This is a genomic window from Carboxylicivirga longa, from assembly GCF_050589825.1.
Taxonomy (GTDB): Bacteria; Bacteroidota; Bacteroidia; order Bacteroidales; family Marinilabiliaceae; genus Carboxylicivirga; species Carboxylicivirga longa.
The window spans coordinates 1-17,075 of the sequence record NZ_JBNGOZ010000019.1 but is presented as its reverse complement, the minus strand read 5'-3'; the positions used below and the strand labels follow the sequence as shown (position 1 = coordinate 17,075).

Below are 17,075 nucleotides of genomic sequence, written 5' to 3'. Positions count from 1 at the left end.
AAGCCAGATTCTTTAAAAGACATAAAAAAAGTCAGACTGTTTGCAGCCTGACTTTGATATTTAGTGGTTTATCTAACTATGTTCGGTACATGTACTTCACTTTCTGACCTTTCCACCCAGTATCTTCTAACCAGTTTTGCATGGCGTTTTCCAACTCCAGGACTTGTTCCTTGTAAGCGCTGTCATTAACCATGTTTTCCGTTTCATTCGGATCATTTTTTAAATCATAAAAGAAGCGATCCCCATCATGGTAGATGATTAACTTATATTGTTCATTACGAATCATAAACGACCCTTTGGCATCTTCCAGCACTTCGCGACTACCATTGGGATTAGGTTTAATGCGCTCACAAAATGAGTATTTAGGTGCCAATGATCGAGCCTTTTCTCCCGTGAGGAAAGGAATAAGATCGACGCCTGCCACTTTTTGTTCAAATGCTGTTTCCGTCACCGATAGAATGGTTGGTTTCATATCAACAAGGCTCACGGGTATGTCTGAAACAGCAGCTTTTAGGAGCTTAGGGTAACGGATAATAAAAGGGACAGCCGCCTGTTCTTCGTAAAATGATTCATTCACCTTCCATACCATGCCGTGGCCTCCCATCATATCGCCATGATCGGAGGTGAAGATGATAAGGGTTTCATCCATCACACCTTGTTTCTCCAGTTCCGCCAATATCTTACCTACCCTGTCGTCGAGGTATTTGACAGCACCATAATAGATACGCATAAACTCTTTAAGGCCTTCGTCTCCATAGCCTTTTACCATTCTTCGTGACCATGACTTATCAAACTTCTTATCCGGAAATTGACTTGCAGGCATCTGTAACGAATCGGGATTAAACATGTCATAGTAAGGATCCGGGACAAAGTTAGGGTCGTGAGGCCAAATGAAAGAGGTCGTAATCATAAACGGATCGTTACTGGATGTAGCTCTTCGAATTCTATCAACCGTCAGGCTAGCTAACTTATCGTCGATCCAGTCCTCTTGTTCTAATCTCAATCGACCCATTTTAATAGGAAAGTCTTTATTACTATGATCCGCCCACAATGACTCAAGATAGTTTCTCTTCTCCTTCATATAAGGACTCACTTCTACCGGCCAAAACTGATTGTAAAAATTCATCCAATCCTTACCATCATCTTTACGAACGGTAATGCCCTTGTCTTCCATTTCTTTTTTGTACTGGTAGCCATAGTCGTACTGGTCGGTATAGTAAGGCAAATAATTTAAGGAATCGCTCTCAATGTGCCACTTTCCAAATTGGTGGGTTTTATACCCCTTTTTATTCAATAATTTACCAGTTGTCTCATCCTTGATGGTGATGCCTTCTTTTTGCTTGAACCCCAGGTTATGGGCTACACCATGCTGGTGAGGATAAAGTCCGCTTACAATAGAGGCTCGAGAAGGGGAGCAAAAAGGAGTTGTGCTATAGGCTCTCGTAAATCGTACGCCTTCTTTGGCAATGCGATCGATATTGGGCGTTGGCACAGGGCCGCCATAGCAACTCAAGGCTTCGTAATTCAGCTGATCGCACATAATCACCAATACATTGGGGTGCTTTTCCGCTTTTTTCCGCTTTGAGGGATTACAAGCAGCTCCCAGAATAATCAGGATTAGCCCTGCAAAACCATATTTAAATGTTTTGTTCATAGATTTATAATTAAAATATTAATAGACGTTTATTCCTTCTTATACCTGAACAGCCAATCGTAAATGCTCATGTCAAAAGCATCAAAATTGGGGTTACCTTGTCCCATGCCGGAGCCATCGTAAGTCATGGTCCAGCAATCATGGCCTACACCAGGGTAAAGCGTTAATTTAGGTGTGTAAGTCAAATCCACTTCCAAAGCTTTAATGGCCTTAACCATGTCAATACTTCCATACACATCCACTGTGTTATCATCAATCCCATGGAATGCCCAAACTGGAATGTTAGTAAACTGATGAGCTAAATCAGGATTTCCTTTTCCGCAGATAGGTATGATGGCGGCTACAAGTGCTTGGTCTCCATATTCCTGAATGTAGTTCCAGGTGCCGAATCCACCCATGCTGTTGCCGGTTAAATAAATGCGTTGCTTATTAACCCGGTATGTGTCCATCAGGTATTGAATAAAGGCATGTACTTTCTTGGCATCCCAGTTGGTGGCTGTTAAGGGAGCTACCACAATGGCCGGATACGTAGGATTCCACTCACCTTTCTTTATCAGGTTACCTGGTCCTAGCCAAAGCACCTTCTTCAAATCATCTAAATCAGTGCCATCACCTCGCTTTCCGACACCATGCAAAGAAATAATCAATGGGTATTCTTCTGTTCCCTGGTGGTATGCAGAAGGTGTATAGGCATAATAGCCATAACTGGCTGCTGTAGTGCCTTTGAGGTAGGCTAGCTGTTCGCCACCGGTATCTGCAGGCAGGCTTTCAATATCTGAATAATCAGCTACCTTATCTTTGTTATTATTGTCAGGCGATTCTGCAGGTAACTCTTTTTCTTCTTCAATTGCTTTGTTTGAATCCTTATCGCAGGCGTTAAGTGTAAAAAGTAAAGATAGTCCCAGGCAGGTTAAAATAATCGTTACATACTTCATAATGGATTTTTTTCAAAAGTGAATCGATGCATGCAAAATAAAGTAGCATAAGCTTATTGAGGTTTGTATTCCTGTCAATTAGGTTTGCTTACAATTAGCACTTGTATTAATAGTAGTGTTTGACATGGGAAATGACCAGTATTTACACCTTTTTGAATACCTTATAAACAAAGCTTTTGGAAGTACGTAGTAATTTTATTGGCAAAAATTGAAATATGCAACGGATCTATTTTATAACCCTCTTATTATGCGCATTTGGTTTAATGATGTTCGCATCATCAAAAAACAAACCCAATGTCTTATTCATCACTGTCGATGATATGAACTGGAACTCCATTGGGGCTTATGGATGCCAGATACCAGAAATAACACCTCATATTGACCGCCTGGCTGAGGAAGGAATGCGTTTTGAACAGGCCTATGTACAGGCTTCCAATTGTTCACCATCGCGCAGTGTGTTTCAAACCAGCCGTTACCCACATCAAAGCGGTATGCGTGGTTTCTTTTATGTGGAAGCTGGTTTTAAAACCCTGCCCGAGGTATTAAAAGAGAGTGGATATATTACCGGGGTCATCAACAAAGCAGCAGATAGTAGTTTGAGTCCCGATTTTGAAAAGTATTGGGATGTTAAGATCGATTTTAAAGGCGCCGAGAAACGCTCCGCCATTTCATATGGTCAGCAATTGGAGGAATTTCTTTCCACAGTAGAGCAAGAAAAGCAAGCTTTTTATTGTGTGGTGAACGTGGCCGACCCGCACAAGCCTTTTTTCAACGATGTCAAATCGAAAAAGCAAGGATTTGATGCTTTTGTACCTTCAAAAGTGTTCTCTGTCGATGAGGTGGATGTACCGGCTTTTTTACCGGATGCGCCAAAAGTAAAACAAGAGGTGCTTAATTACTACAACTCGGTGAAACGTGGAGATGATTGCGTGGGTGCCATTCTTGAGGTGCTGAAGAAGAGCCCCTATCATGAGAATACCATTGTGATTTTTGTATCGGACCATGGTATGCCCTTACCGTTTGCCAAGTCATCAGTTTATCCCAATGGTATCCGAACCCAATGGATTGTGGCCTGGCCCGGCGAGGTTGAGGCAGGTGCCGTCAATACGGATAATATGATTTCGGCCATTGACTTTATGCCTACTGTGTTGGATATGGCCGGTATTAAACAGCCTGCAGGAGTGGAAGGTTTGTCGTTTTACGATGCGTTGAAAAGCAATGAATTAAAAAGCTCAGAATATGTGTTTGCCCAATTTGATGAGAATGCAGGTGGTGTACCACGGCCTTCACGAACCGTATTGACAAAAAAATATGGCTATGTATTTAATGCCTGGGCAACGGGTAAATATCCGTTTAAGTGTTCGGCCGATGCTTATGCCAGCCATAAATATATGAAAGCACAAGCCACTTCCAATCAAGAGGTGAAAGAACGCTACGAGCATTGGGTGTATCGCAGTGTTGAGGAACTCTACGATTATGAGAAGGATCCGGATGCCTTACATAACCTGATTGATGACCCGGCATACAAGGATATTGCCGAAAAACTAAGACAAGAGTTGGAAAGTCAGATGCAGGCTACCAATGATTATGTCTTATCGGCTTTTAAGGTGCGTGATAATCTGAATGCCTTGAATCAGTGGATGCAGGAAGAGGATCGGAAAGCCATTCAACGCGCTGAACAGTTGAGGTGGAAGCGCCATAAGAATCGAAATGGTGCAACTAAAGGACATACAAAATTATTTCAGCCAAACGCGAACGATTAATGTTTTATTTTTGTCATTGATAACTAAATAGGTGAATAATGAAAGCAGCAGTTGGGAAGTGGTATTTACTTTTAATTGTATTTTTTTTGAGCCATACTGCAGGTGCTTATGAAATCAAGCACTTGGGTGTTGAGGATGGCTTAAGTAATGGTTATGTCAATGACTTTGAAGTGGATTCACTGGGTTATATGTGGATTGCTACATCAAATGGTCTGAACCGCCACTCCGGGTATGAAGTTCGCAACTATAGCTTTAATCAAAAGAAAAACAAATGGGGTAACAGGGTTATTGAGCTCATCAATCATGAAGGTGAGCTTTTTGTAATAAGCACTGGCGGTAGTATTTATAAGTACCAATATGAATATGACGATTTTTTAACCCTTGGAGAAGCCTATGAACATGAGTTTATTTCTGCTTGTCTGGTAGATGACAACCTTATGGTTATTGGCATGCTCAATGGTTTGTTGGTGTTCGATATCAATTCAAATCAATTTAGCGAAGTGATTTTTCCTGAGTTAACGTACAACCGTCACCTTAAAGTAAAAGATGGGAAGATTTATTTAGCCACATCGAAAGGTATTCATATCTTCCATTTTAATAATGGACAACTTACAAAGAGTAAAGTCTATCTGGAGAAGATGGATATTATTCACTTTGATATTGATGAGAGCAATCAGCTTTGGGTAGGTACTGAAAATGATGGCTTGTTCATTATTAATGAGACGGACAAGTTACATCACCCGGATTTATTTAGATCGGCTGACAGGTATAATACCGTTAGAAGTATTGCCTTTAATAAACAAGGAGAGGCAGTTGTTGCTGTAGACAGGTTAGGTTTATTTATTATGGATAAATCACATAAGGTCAAACAGCAACTTGCGCATGATCCGGATAATACAAATAGCATTCGGCAAAATAGTATTCATGATATTTACATCGATGAGTTTAATACCTATTGGCTGGCCTCAGGAGAAACCGGGATTGATATACTTTACAATAGTAATAACCCATTTAAGAATATAGCACACATTTTAAATGAGAAGAATAGTTTGCACAACAACAGTGTGCGCTCAATCTGTGAGGATAATTATGGTAATATTTGGTTTGGTACAGAAGATGGATTAAGTTGTTTGTCACCAAGCGGTGAATGGTCTACCTTTAATCGATTCAATCAGTTATCAGATATTCCGGTGTTGTCTATCTCAGGGTACCATAGGCATCTGTTGTTGGGAACATATGGTGAAGGAATCATTGAGTTTGATCCACTCAAAGGCTTATCAGATTCTAGGAAATTAATTGAAAAACCGCCTCATAAATTGGTATTTACCACTTTTGTTGACGATGATGAGGTCTGGATAGGGGGGACCGATGGCCCGGTTATGTGTTTTGTTGGTGGTAGACTGCATCAAACCTATCCGGTCGGAAGTGCCAAGTATTTTGTCAAGGGAAAAGATGAGACCATATACGTTGGTGGCATGAATGGTGTATTTGAGTTAAATAAGCGTAATGGTAGTCATCGAAGATTGACATATTCAACTGAAATAGCGAATAATGTACTTACTAATGTATATGGATTATTTTACGATGACCAACATAATTTGTGGATTGGCACTGATAAAGGTTTATTTGTCTATGATTTACAATCTAATGACGTTGAGCAATTAAATCCAGAAAGCAATAAGCAACTTGGAATCGTATACTCTTTGTTGGATGATAATTCCAATAATCTATGGCTGGCAGCCAGCACAGGGCTCTGGAAGCTCGACATGAATAAAAAACACTTTAGGCATTACGATGTAAAGGATGGTATTGTAGCTAACGAATTTGGTTTTGGAGCATCTGCCAAATTGAAGAATGGAGAACTGGCATTTGGAGGTCCTGATGGAGCCGTTATTTTTCACCCCGATAGCGTGAGGGAATATAACAATAGGGGCAAACTACGAGTGTCGGAATTTTTAATTAACGGTTTAAGTCCTGACACATTAACAGTATTGAAAGATGTGAATTATCTCGATGAGTTGGAGTTAAGCTATAATCAAAATTCACTGGCATTTACTTTTGAAGTGGTGGAATTGCATGGGCCGCGTAAAAGCAGTTTTGAGTGGCAGCTGGTAGGTTATGATGAGCAAGCGATTGTTTCATCGGATAAACGAAGAGCCAGCTATCGAAAAATTCGGCCTGGTACTTATCAATTGATTGTAAAGGCCATTTCTCCCGATGGTAAATACCTCGATTCGCAATACCGATTGGATATTAAGATTTTAAATCCATTATGGTTAAGGTGGTGGGCTTTTGTGGTTTATGTCTTCGTGATATTAGGTTTGTTAATACTTGTTATTATGACCAACCAGGCCAGGCAGAAACAACGCTTTAGTGATGAGAAAATACAGTTTTTTGTGAATGTGGCGCATGATATTCGTACGCCCATATCATTAATTCAGCTACTGGTTGAGCAGTTGCCGAAAGATGAGAAGAGTAAGGACGCCATTGAGTTAATTATGCGTAACGCCGGTAGTCTTAATGAATATGTTTCTCAGCTTCTGGAGTTCCAAAAAGCCGAACGTCAGAAGTTAAAACTAAAGGTGCAGAAGGTTGACTTGGGTAAACTACTTTACTCCATAAGTCGTGATTTTCAACCCCTACTGGAAAAACAATCAATGGATATCGAGGTGTCATCTCATGAAGTCAACCTATGGGTCGACAAAGTAAAAATTAGTCGTGTGTTTAATAATCTAATATCCAATGCCATTAAGTACGGTGAAGAAGGTGGGCATATTAAGGTGAAAACCCATTTGTTAGATGGAAAGCTCAGGATTGATTTTATCGATAATGGATTAGGCGTGCCCGAAAAGCAGCAGAAGCAGATTTTTTCCAGGTTCTCACGTGGTGAAAACGTACGCTTAAAAGGTATAGCCGGTACAGGCATCGGTTTAATGCTGGCCAAGCGCATTGTTGAGTTGCACCATGGAACGATTTGTCTGGAAAGTAAAGAAAACATAGGGTCCACATTTTCAGTTGAACTGCCCATGGGTTCGCAGCATTTTGTTAGTGATGAAATCATGCTGGAAGAGGGCCATGTTGATGAAGGACAGAAAGTAGCTGATATCATTGGTGAGAATAAACTCGTATTGCTGGTGGAAGATAACGATGATTTAAGGGCAACCATCAAATCGGAGTTGGCTAAGAACTATCGGATTATTGAGGCACCCAACGGAAAAGAGGGCTTGGTGTTAGCGGTTGAGAAAAATCCTGATCTCATCATTACCGATGTGATGATGCCACAAATGAATGGCAAAGAATTGTGCCAGGTGATAAAAAGTAATTTTAAAACAAGTCATATCCCTGTGGTGATGATTACGGCCTTAATTGGTGTTGACGATAAGGTGGAGGGATTGGAAGTGGGTGCCGATGCCTACGTGGAGAAGCCCTTTAGCATTGAAGTGTTAAAAGCCACCATTAATAACCTGTTGCGTACACGGCAGGCCCTCGGGCAGGTTGAGCAGTCTGGTGAAGAAAAGAAAGCAACGCATGCGTCACCCGATGAAGAGTTCTTGTCCAATGCGGTTCAGCTCATCAAAGAGAATATGACGGACCGTGATTTTACCATTGATGTGCTTTGTGAGCAATTGGGCTTAAGTCGTTCAAACCTCTTTCGCAAGTTAAAAGGCTTAACCGGTATGACACCATCTGACCTGATGATTAAGATCAAACTTAACCATGCCGTAGAGTTGTTTAAATCGGGTAAGAATATGCGCATTGCTGATATTGCCTACGAATCGGGCTTTCATGATCCCAAATATTTTAGCACGGTTTTCAAAAAATTCCATGGTAAAACACCCAAAGAGTTTATGGAAAGTCAGGGTTGATAGTCAACTACTGAAGTTTAAAATATGAATGCGGAGGACTTTTGTTTTATCCGCATTTTTTATGAGTCTATATTTTGTGTAAAAAGGATATTAGTGGATAACAAACTTAATGTTACATGTATAATTTATAGCATGTTTAAATTTGATAAGTGCAAGTGAATTAGTGTCTTATCTTGCTCGGTTGGAGATTCAACCTATCTGCACAGCATTCAAACCCTTGTTTTCTTATTGTTTTTCATATTGCAATCGTGAAAGTACATCATCGCGTAATCAATGGATGAATGTGAATATGTACTTCTAAAAATGAAATTGTCAATAACTATAAAGAAAAACGAGTAATATGAAGATTATCTATTTTGTCATCGCGTTGGTCATACTGGTGAGTGCCTGGGCATTGGCCGGACAAAAAAAAGATGACGTTTCTCAAAAAGTGATTAACGATTATAATTATATGATCGGCACACAAACAGTTGGGTCGAAATACAAATTCACCGAAGAATCCATGTTGGTGGAAACGGCACGACAGATAAAAGACATGGGCTCCAACTTGCTTAAGTTCTCGATGCATCCTCGTTATTGTACTGAGAATTATGGTTTACCCGAGAATAAAGAGATCACTTCTTTAACAAAACTGGCACAGCTGGAGCCATCGGTTAAAGAAGTGTTGAACATGGATTTTAAATATTACCACATTTGGGTGTATGGCTTTTCGCAATATTTACCCGAACCTGTTGGGCAGAAAAACGACACCACGCAAGTTAAGTTCATTGGTGGCTATGAAGATTGCTATGCTGAGGCATTGTATGATGAATTATACGATTTAACAACATACATGCTGAAGGAGTTTAACAACTCCGGTAAGGTATTTTACCTGGGTAACTGGGAAGGTGACTGGCACTTGCGTTGGGACTACGACCGTACAAAGCCAGCAGATGAAGCTACCTTGGAAGGTATCAAAAAGTGGTTTAAAATACGTCAAAAAGCCATTGATGATGCCAAGCGTGATACGGAATACCAAAATGTAGAAATATACCATTACATGGAGGTGAATTTGGTTCAACGTGGCATCGATTTGAATGATAAAGTGCTTACCAACTCTGTGTTAAAAGAGGTCAATCCTGATTATGTATCCTATTCAACTTACGATGTAACCAACCCGCCTAAAACAGAAGCTGAGTTGAACACGAAGCTTAAAACAGCTTTGGATTACATTGAATCGTATTTGCCTGCAAAAGAAGGACTCCCTGAAGGTAAGCGAGTTTGGATAGGCGAATATGGCAGCCCATTTATGAGTCATGGCGAAGATGTGCAGGATGAGCGTGCTAAATGGGTGATTAAAGCAGGCTTGGAGTGGGAGTCTCCTTTTATTTTGTTCTGGGAAATGTATAACAACGAAATAAAGAAGGAAACTGGCGAACAAGTGGGCTACTGGATGATTGATGACGAGGGTAAGAAACAGCAAATTTGGTACACTCATAATAAGTTCTATAAAGAAAGTCAGCGATTTGTCAAAAGGTATTATAAAGAGCATAACCATGTACCATCCTTGGCAATATTTAAGGAAGCGGCTTTGAATTTTAATGCATTAAAATAGAGAACGATGAGAGCTTTAAACATCTTATTAGTTGTCATAGTTATATTGGGCCAGCTTAAGGCCCAAACAGTAGATGGAGAGATATTTGATAAAGCGCCTGAACTGGAAGACTATAACTTTGTTTGCGGAACTCAAGCCATTGGTGCTAACTATAAGTTTACCAAAGAATCGTTTATTGTTGAGCAGGCCAAACATATTCAAGGTATGGGCTCCAATATCCTGAAGATTTCAATGGGTAAAAATTATGCCAAATCTTACGGCATGAAACCGGCTTCAGGTATTAAAACAACACTAGATTTAATTAAGAAGAAAGAAGACTACCAGAAGGTCATGGATATGGATTTTAAATACATATTCGCCTGGGTTCATACGTTTACAGAAGCCAAATGGCAGGATGGCTTAACTTCAGAGGAGAAGTTGATGCTATATCGGGAGATGTATGAACTGACAGAGTATGTATTGAAAACCTACAGTGGGTCCGGCAAAACCTTTTTGTTTGGGAACTGGGAGGGCGATTGGTTGCTACACGGTTTGGGTAAACGAGACAATATTCCGTCCGATGAGAAGGTTCAAGGTATGATTGACTGGTTCAATATTCGTCAGATTGCAGTGGATGATGCTAAAAGGAATACACCTCATGAAGAGGTTGAGGTTTGGCACTATATTGAACTTAACCTTGTGACTAAAGGTCTAGAAGGTAAAAAATGCATTGTCAATAGTGTGCTACCACATACAAACCCTGATTTGGTGTCCTACTCCAGCTACGAAATCATCAAGAAGAAGCCAACCTACTTAGAGTTAAAGAAAGCCGTAGGCGAAGCTATGGACTACATTGAGAGTAAGTTAGCTGAGAAAGATGGGGTCCCTTTTAAACGTCGTGTATATATTGGCGAGTATGGCTATCAAACCAATGCCAATCAGGATGATGCTAAACAGCTCTTTCTGACTAAACGAATGATGAGAGTGAGTCTGGATTTGAATTTGCCTTTTGCATTGCATTGGGAGATGTACAATAATGAATACACAAACGCAGGAGTGTCCAAGGGGATGTCGATGATTAGTGAAGAAGGTAAAAAGAAGCCGGTTTATTATCTGCATCAGAATTTCTATTCAGAGATGAATGAGTTCTTGAAAACCTATAAAAATGAGCACAAAGTTTATCCAGAATATGAGGTCTTCAAAAAGAAAGGGATCGAAGTATTAGGTAAGCTCTAAACTGTAGATAGGTTATGAAGAAAATTCTATACATAATAATAGGTTTATTCTACGCTGTGAATATTAGTGCGCAGATTGATTTTTCCGGGGCTATATACTCTGTTAAAAGTGGCAATTGGTCCGACCCGGGCCTTTGGTCAGGTGGTTTTGTTCCGGGACCTGATGATGATGTGCGAATTGAAAATAATCATTCAGTATACATCGATGTACAGGGAAGCGTATCGGGAGAACGCATTGTACTATGCCGACATCTGAAAGTTAATCAGTCGGCAAGTTTAAGCATGGGGCATGATACCGATAATTTTGCCAAAGACCTGGTGATTAACGGTAGTATTGAGTGTCAAGGCACATTCTCATCTGGTCGAGTGCAGCCCGGTAGTTCGGGCGATGGTTCGTTATACAAATATAATAGTCGCATTTTCATGAATCTGCAGGATGTCACAACTTACATAACCGGTAAGGGTTATTTTCATCCGGGCACATTAAGTATGTTTAGTGATAGTGGCGAAAAAAATGTGTTGATTGATTTGTATAATCTGGTATGCGATGAAAACCTCGTTGTGAAGTCAAATAACAGGGTAATAGTAACCACCGAACGTTATTCGTATATCTATGTAAAAGGTACTCTTGGTTTAACAGGCAGTACCTATCAATGGAGCTCAGCAACAGCTAAAGCCAATTTAATTGTAAATGGTTTAATAGTCTGTAACGATATCAGTTTGTTTACTAAAAATCCAAGTAATGGAGAGAGCTCGTCCATCACCATTAATGATGGAGGCAGTATCTATACACTAATGATTAATAATGGTAATTTAAATAAGAAGTCGGAAGCCGCTGGCTTTACGCTTTCAATTGCGCAAAGCGGTTTATTGCGTTTAGGAGAAGGTATTAATTTTACCAATCTCACATTGGATAACCCCAATTTTAGCCTGGTAAATAATGGTGAGGTTCGTGTACATTATCGCGAAACCTTAACACCGCCTTCAGAGATTGTTAATCAGGTTAATCAGTACAAGCCATCGGTGAATAATGAGAAGGAAGCACTTCGTGATATATTTGGAGCTTCGCACATAGCTGGGTGGTATCACTTTACCGATAAACCGTTTATGACCGAAGGCTTGGACTACTATCAAGAGTTTGGTTCAACAGCCATTAAAACAACTTTGTCGGCAATTAACGGAAAGATGAGTTCGGCCTATCCGTTCAATCATACCTGGAGTAATGTAAATAGGGTGGTGGAATTATTGGATGTGCCGGAGATACAGGATTTATACAGTCGCTCTAATATCAAAACTCATACCTTTTGGGTGACTTCAAAAAATAAGGGAGATTATAAAGATGGACCCGATTTTCAGCATGCTTCTTATGTGAATGAAGAGCAGCAGTGGTACGAATTAACGGTAAAACTGCTCGAAACCTATGGACATCTGGATAAGACTTTCGTTTACCAAAACTGGGAAGGTGACTGGATGTTACGTGGTCAAGGTGTTTTATGGGAGAAAGATCCAGCACTGATACCAGATGATGTAGAATGGCAAATTGCAGGTATGGCACGTATGTTCAGGGCTCGTCAAAGAGGCACGGAAAGAGCACGAAAGGAATTTCCGGATGCCACGGCAAGGGTAATGCATGGGATAGAGCTCAATAAGTTATGGATGCAAAAAGATGGGCAGAGATTAACCATGATGGATAATAACACCCCTTGTCTGGCAGCGGATGTGATACCGCATTGCCGCATTGACCTGGCCTCCTGGTCGGCCTACGATGGCGGATGGGAAAATAACGACTATCCATTTCCATCAGCCATGTGGACAGGGCTGGAGATGATTAATTACTTCACCACTTCAACAGGTGAGTATGGCGATCTGTCTGTTCAGATTGGTGAATTTGCCATCAACGAAAATGCTCCCTATTCGAGTCATAGTCGCTCACAAATTCGTACTAAATATGATAAGTTGTGTGGTTTGGCATTAGCTATGGATTTACCATATTTCTACTTGTGGAACTTATACTGCTCTGGTCAACAAGGTGCACCCGATGGATTTACCTGGGAAAAGGGTGTGGAATATGAAACTTCATTTTTATATGAATGGATGGATGGGAAATGGTTGATTGAACCGGATGGCACCTGGGGGCATGCAGCAGAATTCCTGATGGAACAGTTTGATACAACAACAAACGTAACTAATTTTGAAACGGAAAGATTATCCTATAAAATGACTCCTAACCCGGTAAGTGACTATGCAAAGGTGAAAGGGCTTAGAAATGCCCGGCTGAGCATCTACACACTTAGGGGACAATTACTAAAATCGTATAATAACTATAGCAGTGAACTTCTTGACATGAGTCAATTGCCAACAGGTACTTATGTGCTAATGATTAATGATGGGCTACAGTCGATTGCTTTAAAATTTATAAAACAGTAACTAAAAACATAATCTGATGAAAAAACTATTAATGTTATTATTGTTCTTGGTGCCAATAAGCCTGATTGCTCAAGAACTAAACATTTCAGGGAAGGTATTAGACAGAGAATCCAACCAACCACTTCCAGGGGTGACGGTGTATATAAAAGGCACTACCAATGGAACAATAAGTGGTACTTCTGGAGATTTTAATATTAAAGCTAAAAAAGCAGATGTTTTGGTCTTCTCTTTTATTGGGATGAAAACAAAAGAAGTAGCAGTGGGTGATGAGACCAACTTAACCATTTATATTGAACCAGAAATATCGGAATTGGATGAAGTAGTAGTGAGTGTAGGTTACTTTAATGTGAAGAAGAGTGACCTGACTGGTTCTGTGGCACAGGTCACCTCTCATCAGATGGAAAAAGTGCGCACAAATTCAGTAGAGCGCATGTTACAAGGACAGGTAGCTGGGGTGGTAGTTAACGAAAACTCCGAACCAGGTGGCGGTGTGAGTATCTCCATTCGAGGAACCAATTCGATGTTAGGAGGTACACAACCATTATACGTAGTTGATGGTATACCAATTGATCCGATTCAGGATGCTCAGGGGAACAGTAATTCTGGCCAGTCTCAGAGTTCCTTGAGTTTCCTTAACCCGAATGATATTGAGAAGATGGAAGTGCTTAAAGATGCTGCTGCAACAGCTATCTATGGAGCACGTGGTGCGAATGGTGTTGTGGTGATTACCACCAAGCAGGCTGATGGCAAAAGTACAAAAGACCAATTTTCTGTAACAGCCGATTTTGCCATGTCGGAGCTGAACCAGCAAATTGATGTGCTTAATGGACCTCAATTCGAAGGGTATATGAATCAGCGTACGATCAATCAATTGTATATTGATATTACCAATCCTGGTCGTGACGGAATGGTGTTTGATGGCACACAGGACTTAACACCGGAAAACTTTGAGGAGTTAGATGGTTATACTTTGCCTTACCCAACAACAACCGGTATTAATACTAACTGGCAGGATGAGGTGTATCGTAAAGCTTACTCAAAGGCTTTCAATGTGGCTTATCGTGGAGGTGACCAGAATAGTAACCTATCAGTTAGTTTGGGTTTGTCTGATAATCAAGGGGTGATTATCAATACAGATTACAAGCGTGCCACTTTTAATATGAATGGCATGCGCAAAGCCTTTAATAAAAAGGTGGAGATTTACTCCAAAACAAATGCTTCTTATGGCAAGGGAAGAGCGTCTTCAGTAGGGAATGGTCAAATGTATCAGGACCGAAGTGTGGTATCTAATGCTTTACGTTTTCAGCCAATATTTGACTTGTTAGAGCCAGGTCAGGATGATGATGTTTATGCTGACTTAAATGAAGGTCAAATCATGTCTAACCCTTATACGCTAGCTAAATATGTGGAAGATGAGAAAACAGCCATCACCTTTAATCAGGCATTATCTTTAGTTGGAAAAATAACACCACATTTAAGTGCTACTGCTAAGGGGGCAGTCAATTATCAAATGAGTCTACGAGATAGTTATTATCCTACTTTTACAACCCGAGGTCGCCGTAATAATGGTGAAGCAACACAATCCTATACTCAAAATATTAAAACATACGCCGAAGCCAACTTGCACTATGTGAAAAAGTTTGGTCAGCATAAAGTAGATGCAATTGTGGTCGGAACCTACGAGGTTAATAATATTAGATCCACTTTTAATAAGGCTTATGGATACGGTAGTGATATTACCACTTACTATACTTTTGAATCAGCAACCGATATCATGGTTCCTGTAACACGATTTACAAGAGTCGGGTTGTTATCTGGCCTTTTTAGAGTTGGTTATAGCTACAAAGGCAAGTATTATGTGGATGTCAATTCACGTATGGATAGCTCTTCCAAGTTTGCTGAAAACAAAAAGAGTGCTTTCTTCCCTTCTGTAGCCTTAGCTTGGAGAGCATCTGAAGAGCCATTCTTAAAAAATGTAGAATCTATTTCTAATCTTAAATTAAGAATGTCGTATGGTAAAACTGGTAGTAACCCTATCGCAGCTTTCCAGTCGTTGGGTGTGATGTCACCTATCCGTTACAATTTTAATGGTCAGGTTGTAGTAGGTTATTTTGAACAGAATTTGGCCAATCCTGACTTAACATGGGAAACAACTGATCAGTACAATGTTGGGCTTGACTTTGGTATGTTTAATTCGCGACTAAATCTAACCTTTGATGCTTATTACAAGCTGACACACGACTTATTGCAGCTAGTAAATCTACCTGCTTCAAATGGATATCCTTGGAGAACAGACAATTTTGGAGAAGTTGAGAATAAAGGTATTGAACTAACAATTGGTGGTGATATAATTAGAAATAAAGACTGGCAGTGGAACGTTCTGGGAACATTTAGTGTGAATCGAAACAAGTTAGTGAAGCTAAATTCTAATCTTGAACGTCAGTTAGGACCTGCGGTTGGTTATGATAAAACCTATCCATCTATGTTTATGGAAGGAAAACCTCTCGGTATTTTCTGGGGTGCTGAAACGGATGGTGTGTATGCCAATTGGGATGAGGCAGCAGCCAGTGGTATAAATGATGCTGCAGCAGGTGAGATTAAATACATCAACCACTCTGTAGATTATGATGAAGAAGGAAATCCATTGGATGTTCAAACCATCAATTTCGATGATTATGTGCAGATCGGTGATCCAAACCCTGATTTTACGGCTTCGATAAATAATACCGTAAGCTATAAAAACTGGGATTTAAGCATATTGTTTACCGGCCAAAAAGGTGGTGACATATTATGGGTTGATTCATGGCCTTTAAATGCTTTGAAGAAAAGTACCAATGTAGCTACTGAAGCTTATAATGATTCATGGATAGCACCATTGACTGTAACGCCCGTTTATGATGAGGTAACAGAAGACTATACCTACGAAGTGGCTTATAACCCAGCTGTTGGTCAAACAACAAGAGTAGCTAACCCGGCAGCTGCCACCGATGGTGGACAAAGAGCAATTGTATCTGACCGTCAGATTTATGACGGGTCGTTTATCAAATTAAAGAACATCAATGTTGGTTATACCTTCCGATTCAAAAACAAGAAAAGTCTGAGACTATATGCTTCAGGTCAGAATTTGTTTACCTGGACGAATTACCCTGGTTATGACCCTGAAGTTCAGGCTTTCAATAAAGATCCACAGCGAAGAGGCATTGACTTCGGAGCTTTCCCTGGAACGAGAAACTATGTGTTTGGTGTTAAACTTGATTTCTAATCAGCAAAACTGTAAGCAATGAATAATTTAAAATATATCACATTTTTACTATTGGGTATTGTTGTTTTTTCTTCCTGCGAAAGCTGGTTAGAAGAAGAGCCTAAAACCCAAATTGGAACCGATTACTTCTATCAGGATAAAGACCAGGCCTTAATGGCTTTAACAGCGGCTTATGCACAGCTAAAAAATGGGCCGGGTTATTATAATCAGCAGTTTTTATCCAATGTGTTTGCTTCATCCGACCAGGGCACATCCAGCTGGAAACATGGTGACTATAATAAAGGAAGGCTGTAGTTTACAATAGCGTTTTAATTTTGTAACTTAATGAGAAAATGCCATGGATACCGCCAAAATAAAAGA

9 protein-coding genes are annotated in these 17,075 nt (G+C 40.1%); 7 read left to right on the top strand and 2 right to left on the bottom strand.

What is annotated here, in order from left to right; translation table 11 throughout:
• Positions 1 to 76 precede the first annotated feature (76 nt).
• Together ACRD7A_RS14895 and ACRD7A_RS14890 are read right to left on the bottom strand one after the other, a co-directional pair.
• Positions 77 to 1,654 carry a sulfatase family protein gene (locus ACRD7A_RS14895; protein ID WP_430812540.1) on the bottom strand — a complete coding sequence of 526 codons (1,578 nt, stop codon included), beginning with the start codon at positions 1,652 to 1,654 and terminating at the stop codon, positions 77 to 79.
• Positions 1,655 to 1,683: 29 nt separating this feature from the next.
• Entirely contained in the window at positions 1,684 to 2,589 is a 906-nt protein-coding gene (locus tag ACRD7A_RS14890) for a carboxylesterase family protein (RefSeq protein WP_430812539.1), read from the bottom strand.
• A 215-nt stretch (positions 2,590 to 2,804) separates the two neighbouring features.
• On the opposite strand from ACRD7A_RS14890, the gene ACRD7A_RS14885 reads away from it, so the two are divergent.
• From ACRD7A_RS14885 to ACRD7A_RS14855, 7 genes are all read left to right on the top strand, one after another.
• Positions 2,805 to 4,352, top strand: a complete 1,548-nt coding sequence (locus ACRD7A_RS14885; RefSeq protein WP_430812538.1) for a sulfatase family protein — start codon at positions 2,805 to 2,807, stop codon at positions 4,350 to 4,352.
• Positions 4,353 to 4,390: 38 nt separating this feature from the next.
• On the top strand, positions 4,391 to 8,218 hold the full coding sequence (locus ACRD7A_RS14880) for a hybrid sensor histidine kinase/response regulator transcription factor (RefSeq protein WP_430812537.1): 3,828 nt from the start codon (positions 4,391 to 4,393) through the stop codon (positions 8,216 to 8,218).
• A 340-nt stretch (positions 8,219 to 8,558) separates the two neighbouring features.
• Positions 8,559 to 9,812 carry a hypothetical protein gene (locus ACRD7A_RS14875; RefSeq protein ID WP_212230105.1) on the top strand — a complete coding sequence of 418 codons (1,254 nt, stop codon included), beginning with the start codon at positions 8,559 to 8,561 and terminating at the stop codon, positions 9,810 to 9,812.
• 6 nt (positions 9,813 to 9,818) lie between these two features.
• Positions 9,819 to 11,027, top strand: coding sequence for a hypothetical protein (locus ACRD7A_RS14870; RefSeq protein ID WP_212230107.1), 1,209 nt, complete (start codon positions 9,819 to 9,821; stop codon positions 11,025 to 11,027).
• Between the two features lie 14 nt (positions 11,028 to 11,041).
• Complete coding sequence (locus ACRD7A_RS14865; RefSeq protein WP_430812536.1) at positions 11,042 to 13,453, top strand: T9SS type A sorting domain-containing protein; 2,412 nt, start codon at positions 11,042 to 11,044, stop codon at positions 13,451 to 13,453.
• Between the two features lie 16 nt (positions 13,454 to 13,469).
• Positions 13,470 to 16,715, top strand: a complete 3,246-nt coding sequence (locus ACRD7A_RS14860; protein WP_430812535.1) for a SusC/RagA family TonB-linked outer membrane protein — start codon at positions 13,470 to 13,472, stop codon at positions 16,713 to 16,715.
• Positions 16,716 to 16,733: 18 nt separating this feature from the next.
• Positions 16,734 to 17,009: a hypothetical protein gene (locus ACRD7A_RS14855; protein WP_430812534.1), complete on the top strand. Its 276-nt coding sequence runs from the start codon at positions 16,734 to 16,736 to the stop codon at positions 17,007 to 17,009.
• Positions 17,010 to 17,075 lie beyond the last annotated feature (66 nt).